This window comes from Stenotrophomonas sp. 2YAF22, assembly GCF_052114665.1.
GTDB lineage: Bacteria > Pseudomonadota > Gammaproteobacteria > Xanthomonadales > Xanthomonadaceae > Stenotrophomonas > Stenotrophomonas indicatrix.
The window spans coordinates 1-5,801 of the sequence record NZ_JBFRFE010000236.1; the positions used below are offsets into that span (position 1 = coordinate 1).

Annotated in this window: 4 protein-coding genes; 3 read left to right on the forward strand and 1 reads right to left on the reverse strand. The window is 66.2% G+C overall.

Annotated elements, in window-relative coordinates:
- Positions 1–130 precede the first annotated feature (130 nt).
- Positions 131–766, reverse strand: coding sequence for a hypothetical protein (locus AB4Y84_RS11015; protein WP_033832697.1), 636 nt, complete (start codon positions 764–766; stop codon positions 131–133).
- 171 nt (positions 767–937) lie between these two features.
- Between AB4Y84_RS11015 and AB4Y84_RS11020 the strand changes: the two genes are divergently transcribed.
- The 3 genes from AB4Y84_RS11020 to AB4Y84_RS11030 all read left to right on the forward strand — a co-directional run.
- Complete coding sequence (locus tag AB4Y84_RS11020) at positions 938–4,624, forward strand: indolepyruvate ferredoxin oxidoreductase family protein (RefSeq protein ID WP_442250128.1); 3,687 nt, start codon at positions 938–940, stop codon at positions 4,622–4,624.
- Between the two features lie 196 nt (positions 4,625–4,820).
- Positions 4,821–5,147: a helix-turn-helix domain-containing protein gene (locus tag AB4Y84_RS11025; protein WP_442243958.1), complete on the forward strand. Its 327-nt coding sequence runs from the start codon at positions 4,821–4,823 to the stop codon at positions 5,145–5,147.
- 33 nt (positions 5,148–5,180) lie between these two features.
- The coding region (locus AB4Y84_RS11030; protein WP_442250129.1) for a HipA N-terminal domain-containing protein at positions 5,181–5,801 on the forward strand (621 nt) is incomplete at its 3' end.

Here is a 5,801-nt window from a genome sequence, read left to right on the forward strand (position 1 = left end):
ACTTGCGGCGGCCCCGCAAACCCACAGTGCCCCGCCATCCCGCAGAAAGCCCGTTGTTGCTTCGGCTGTTGCTGTTGCTTCGGCCGTTGCCTCTGCGGGTGCCGGGTGCAACCCGGCCGAACCCCCACCCTCACGGCCAGGCTGGAGGTGCGGCCGCCCAGGCCTGCTGTACTTCGGCCAAGGTCGCGCGTTCGTCATCGCGCCATTGCGGCAACAGCTGCGCGTAATGACTGCTGTCGCGCCATTGCCCCGGCTCGGTCCGTACGGCGGCGGCATACCACTTCACCGCCTCCTGCTGCTGGCCGGCCCGCCACAGCGCCAACGCATAGCTTGGCGGCACCCAGCCCGGATTGCTGCGCAGGGTGCTGGCAGCGGCCTGCCACTGTTCCAGCGCAGCCAGCGCCTGGCCCTGCCGCAACAGGTCCCAGCCATAGTTCCAGCGTACGCTGCGGCCCAGCGCGCTCTGCACCGGCGCCTCGGCCAGTGCCTCGCGATAGAGCTTGTCGCCCAGTTCCGCGCGCCCCTGCGCGATGGCCACCGACGCCAGCTGCGCCGTGGCTTCCAGCCCCTTGCGGCCACGCTCGCGATGCTTCAGCAGCTGTGCCACCAGGTCTTCGCCTTCACCCTGCACCACCGTGATCGGCGCGGCAGCGGCGTCGCTGTCGAAATAGAACTCCTGCGGTGCCGGCAATGCCGGCGCGGCCCACACAGTGGCCGCTCCCGAAACCAGCAACACGCCGGCCAGGAACTGTCCTGCAACTGACATCCCAATTCCCCCAAGGTTGAAACACCAACCCTCCCTCTCTCTCCCCGATCCTAACCCCAGCACGGCCCCGGCGCGAGTGCCGGGGGCCCTGGCCCCCCACTGTTACAATTCGCGCCTTTCCCGCCGCGTGCACCTGCGCGGCCGGTGCCAGCCGATCCTGACAGGCCAGCCATGACCAGTACCGCGCAACTCACCTCGCCCGCTTCCGCCGACCTGCTCGACCGTGATTACACGCTCGACCACAAGTACACCCGCAACGAAGGGCGGATCTACCTGAGTGGCGTGCAGGCGCTGGTGCGGCTGCCGCTGATGCAGCGCCTGCGCGACGAGGCTGCGGGCATCGACAGCGCTGGCTTCATCAGCGGCTATCGCGGCAGCCCGCTGGGCGGCTTCGACCTGGAACTGTGGCGCGCGCGCAAGCACCTGGAAACGGCCAAGGTGAAGTTCACCCCGGGCCTCAACGAGGACCTGGGTGCCACCATGGTGTGGGGTACCCAGCAGACCAACCTGTTCCCCGGCGCCAACGTGCAGGGCGTGTTCGGCATGTGGTACGGCAAGGGCCCGGGCGTGGACCGCTGCGGCGACGTGTTCAAGCACGCCAATGCCGCCGGCACCTCGCGCCATGGTGGTGTGCTGGCACTGGCCGCCGATGACCACGCCTGCCGCAGCTYGACGCTGCCGCATGGCAGCGAGGACGAATTCGTCAGCGCGATGATGCCGGTGCTGAACCCGGCCGGCGTGCAGGACATCCTCGACATGGGCCTGCTCGGCTGGGCGATGAGCCGTTACACCGGGCGTTGGGTCGGCTTCAAGACGATCGCCGAGACGGTGGAATCGTCGGCCTCGGTCGAGGTTGATCCGCTGGCCCGGCGCATCGTGCTGCCGGAGGACTTCGACATGCCCGCCGGCGGCCTCAACATCCGCTGGCCCGATCCGCCGCTGGACCAGGAGATGCGCCTGCACCGCTATGCGGTGAAAGCCGCGCAGGCCTTCGCGCGTGCCAACGGCATCGACAAGGTGGTGATGGACGCGCCGCGTGCGCGGCTGGGCATCGTCACCACCGGCAAGAGCTACCTGGACGTGCTGCAGGCACTGGAATACCTGGGCCTGGACGAGCATGCCTGCGCCGACATCGGCATCCGCGTGTACAAGGTCGGCATGACCTGGCCGCTGGAACCGGAAGGCATCGCGCGCTTTGCGCAGGGCCTGGAAGACATCATCGTGGTGGAGGAGAAGCGTGCCTTCATCGAGCGCCAGATGAAGGAGCAGTTCTTCAACTGGCCGGCCAGCTGGGGCCAGCGTCCGTCCATCGTCGGCAAGTACGACGAGGCCGGCGAGTGGATCCTGCCGTCCACCGGCGAACTGACCCCGGCCACCATCGCCGGCGTGATCGGTCGCCGTATCCAGAAGTTCTTCAACAACGACTCCATCGAGCAGCGGCTGCAGTGGATGCAGGAAAAGGAAGCCGAGCTTGCGTTGCCACGCGCCAGCTTCCCGCGCGTGCCGCACTACTGCTCCGGCTGCCCGCACAACACCTCCACCACCGTGCCGGACGGCTCGCGTGCGCTGGCCGGCATCGGTTGCCATTACATGGTGACGTGGATGGACCGCAGCACCGACACCTTCACCCACATGGGTGGCGAAGGCGTTACGTGGGCCGGGCAGGCCGCGTTCACCGACACCCAGCACGTGTTCCAGAACCTGGGCGACGGCACCTATTTCCATAGCGGTTCGCTGGCGATCCGCCAGGCGATCGCCGCCGGCGTCAACATCACCTACAAGATCCTCTACAACGACGCGGTGGCGATGACCGGCGGGCAGCCGGTGGACGGCCCGTTGAGCGTGCCGGACATCGCAAAGCAGATGCGTGCCGAGGGCATCCACACCATCATGGTGTTGTCGGACAACATCGCCAAGTGGACGCGCCAGCGCGAGCATTTCCCCAGCGATGTGGAGTTCCACGACCGCAGCGAGCTGGACGCGGTGCAGAAGCGCCTGCGCGAAGTGAAGGGTGTTTCGATCCTGATCTACGAACAGACCTGCGCCACCGAGAAGCGCCGTCGCCGCAAGCGCGGCAAGCTGGAAGATCCGGCCAAGCGGGTGATGATCAACTCGCTGGTCTGCGAAGGCTGCGGCGACTGCGGCAAGAAGAGTTTCTGCGTGTCGGTGCTGCCGAAGGAGACCGAGTTCGGTCGCAAGCGCGACATCGACCAGTCCAATTGCAACAAGGACTATTCCTGCGTGAACGGGTTCTGCCCGAGCTTCGTCACCGTGCACGGTGGGCAACCGCGCAAGGGCAGCAAGCGCGATGCCTCCACGCTGCTGGACAACCTGCCGGCACCGGTGGTGCGCGGCACGCTGGAGCAGCCCTGGAACATACTGATCACCGGCGTTGGCGGCACCGGCGTGGTGACCATCGGCGCCCTGCTGGGCATGGCCGGTCACCTTGAAGGCAAGGGCGCCTCGGTGCTCGACCAGACCGGGCTGGCGCAGAAGGGTGGCGCGGTGACCACGCACATCCGCATCGCCCGCCGCCCGGACGACATCCATGCGGTGCGCATCGCCGCTGGTGAAGCCGATCTGGTGCTGGGCTGCGACATGGTGGTGGTCAACGACTACTGGGCACTGTCGAAGGTGCGCGCCGGCCGTTCGCAGGTGGTGCTCAATACCTACGAGGCGATGCCGGGCACGTTCACCACACGCCCGGACATGCAGTTCCCCGCCGCCGACATCATCGCCGGCGTGCGCGTGGCCCTGGGTGGCGAGGAGCCGCTGCTGCTGGACGCAACCCAGCTGGCCACCGCGCTGCTCGGCGATGCGATCGCCGCCAACCTGTTCATCCTCGGCTACGCCTGGCAGCAGGGCCTGGTACCGCTGTCGTTCGAGTCGCTGATGCGCGCCATCGAACTCAACGGTGCGGCCGTGGCGATGAACCAGCAGGCCTTCGCATGGGGCCGCCTGGCCGCGGTCGATCCGCAGGCCGTGCAGCAGGCCGCCGGCCTGGTGCGCAACCGCCACACCGACACCGAGAACACGCCCGGGCCGCTGCATGCACTGCCGCCGGGCGAATGGGAAGGCAACGAGTGGGGCGCCACCGCCGCACCGCGCAACACYGGTGACGAGCGCGAGCTGCGYGGRCTGCCGACGCACGGTGGTGATGTCGCCTTCCTGCCGCTGGACGACGCGCGCCTGTCGCGCTCGCTGGACGAGATGATCGAGCGCCGCTCGGCCTTCCTGACCGACTACCAGGATGCCGCCTACGCCAACCGCTACCGCACGCTGGTCGAGCGTGTACGCGCGACCGAAGCCGAGCGCATCGGCGGCTCCACCGCGTTGACCGAAACCGTGGCCCGCTACCTGTTCAAGCTGATGGCGTACAAGGACGAGTACGAAGTGGCGCGCCTGTACACCAGCGGCGACTTCCAGCGGCGCCTGCAGCAGCAGTTCGAAGGCGATTACCAGCTGCGCTTCCATCTGGCACCGCCGCTGTTCGCCAAGAAGGACGAACAGGGCCGGCTGCAGAAGAAGGAGTACGGCCCGTGGATGTTCAAGGCGTTCGGCCTGCTGGCGAAGCTGAAGTTCCTGCGCGGTGGTCGCCTGGATGTGTTCGGCCGCACCGAAGAGCGTCGCATGGAGCGCCAGCTGATCACCGATTACGAGGCGACCCTGCAGGTGTTGCTGGACGGGCTGGATGACGACCGCCTGGCGCTGGCGGTGGAGATCGCCAGCATTCCCGAGCACATCCGCGGCTTCGGTCACGTCAAGGAAGCGCACTTCGAGAAGGCCAAGGCGCGCGAAGCGGTGCTGCTGGCGCAGTGGCGCAACCCGAAGGCGCTGCATATCGTGCAGGTGGCGTAATCGTTGGTGCYGGCCGCTGGCCGGCATGCCCGCTCCACGCATAACGTCGCCTCATGACAACGAACGCTGACATTTGCAAATAGTCGGCGTTCGATTACATTGGACGGAATGTCATCGAACGGCGACTATTGCTTGGATGTCGTCGAGCGCATACATTCGCGGAATGGACGTCCTCCGAACTTCCCGAGACTTGGGCGTGGTCATCCGCCAACGTCGCAAGACACTCCGCTGGGATCAGGCGCAGTTGGCCGAACGCGTGGGAGTGAGCCGGCAGTGGATCATCGAAATGGAGAAGGGCAAACCCCGGGCCGAACTGCAACTTGTACTGCGGACGCTGAATGTACTCGGCCTGGTACTGACCGTCGGTGACGTCGAGGGCGAGTCATCCGTTGCTGATTCGTCGGAAATGCCTCTAGTGCTGCCCGATATCGACACTATCGTGGATGGCAACCGGCTGTACCCGGATGAACGTCGCAAGGCAGTTGTGCCGATCGATGGTCGTAACCGCAGCAAGGATCTCTAAAAGCCTCTTCTCCCTGGAAACCGCGCTTCCGGCATGGACCTCAACGTACTCCTTTCCAACAGAGTGGCTGGATACCTTGGGCAGGATGCACATGGGCATCCAACGTTCCGTTACGCGGACAGTTGGCGCCAGACGCCGGGGGCCTATCCCTTGTCTCTCGCACTTCCGTTGGCGCAGGACAGTGCGCCCAGCGCAACGCTATCCGCGGTGCTGTGGGGACTGCTTCCGGACAACGAGGTACTGCTGCAACGATGGGCCTCGCGATTCCATGTATCAGCCCGCAATCCGGTCGCATTGCTCTCCCACGTGGGTGAGGACTGCGCGGGAGCCGTCCAGTTTGTGGGAAGTGAACGGCTCGCGGCCGTCCTTTCGGGCGAGAGCGACAGGCAGGAGCCACTGTCCACGCATGAAATCGCCCGACGCCTGCAGCGTGTACGTGTGGACCAAGCCGCAGCACGGCGACTCGATGATGTCGGACAGTTCAGCCTGGCCGGGGCGCAAGCCAAGATCGCCCTGTTACAGCGCAACGACGGGGGCTGGGAGATTCCCGCCGGTCGTATTCCAACGACCCATATCCTCAAGCCATCCAGCGGCGACTACGACGGATTCGTCGAGAATGAGGTGTTCTGCCTACGTCTGGCCAGACACGTTGGC

Coding starts and splice junctions, on each gene's coding strand:
- AB4Y84_RS11015 (WP_033832697.1), bottom strand. CDS start 766: ATGTCAGTTGCAGGACAGTTCCTGGCCGGCGTGTTGCTGGTTTCGGGA.